The sequence below is a fragment of the Photobacterium sp. R1 genome (assembly GCF_054600795.1).
Genome location: NZ_BAAHZP010000043.1, coordinates 1 through 961 on the forward strand (window position 1 = coordinate 1; position 961 = coordinate 961).

At 50.1% G+C, this 961-nt stretch carries 1 protein-coding gene; it reads right to left on the reverse strand.

Annotated elements, in window-relative coordinates:
- Positions 1-338: 338 nt before the first annotated feature.
- Positions 339-961: sigma 54-interacting transcriptional regulator (locus ACYP03_RS23830; protein ID WP_459782338.1), on the reverse strand; the 623-nt coding region annotated here is incomplete at its 5' end.

The following is a 961-nucleotide window of genomic DNA, read 5'->3' on the forward strand; positions in this document are numbered from 1 at the left end:
GAACCTGGAACGTTATTAGTTTAAAATTGTAGGGTAAAAATACAGGGATGTATTTTTAGGGTGTCGGCGCTGGGAGCGCCTACAACCGGCCCGGACAGCGACAAAGGACTAAAAGGCATTTCTGGGTACTCTTTTTGCCATAAAAGAGTACCTGGCGCGCATCACACAAGGCCAAGTAAGCCACCGAACTCAAGCGCGACATACTTACTCAGCCTCTAGAATCGCACTCGTTATGTGGATTCTCGCCTGGCACGTATCAGACAGTGCTGGTGAGCCTCCGAACTCAAGCACGACATACCACGATACCCAGATATACCCAGACATACGATCATACCCAGTCACTCATTCTTCACCGTGTACTTATCCATCAGCGAGTACAGTGTCGGCCGCGTAATCCCCAGTATGTTGGCGGTATGAGACATATTCCCGTTACTGAGTGACAGGGCTTTTGCTATGGCCTGTTTTTCAGCCGCTTCTCTGACCTGACGTAAATTGAGTGCCAAGGGTTCAAGGTCGTCTTCTATCGGTTGAAGCGCCAGATCGAGCGAGCTGATGAATTTGTTATCCGACATGATCACCGCGGATTTCACCTTGTTTTGCAGTTCACGGATATTCCCGGGCCAGCTGTGCTGGAGCATTGCACGTATAGCGTCGTCGGTGAAGCCGCTGATTTTTCGCGGTGACTGCTGGTTGGCCTGCTGTAAAAAGTAGCGGGCCAGAATGAGAATGTCCTGCTCACGGTCGCGCAGTGGCGGGTTCTGAATGGTAATTTCACTGATACGGTAGAACAAATCTTCCCGAAACGTTTTATCTGTCATCATTTGTTCGAGATTCTGGTGGGTCGCGCAGATGATTTTCACATCTACCGGAATTTCCTGGCGGCCACCGACACGTTCAATCACTTTCTCTTGCAGGAAGCGGAGTATTTTGGCTTGCAGCGGATAGGGCATGTCACCGATTT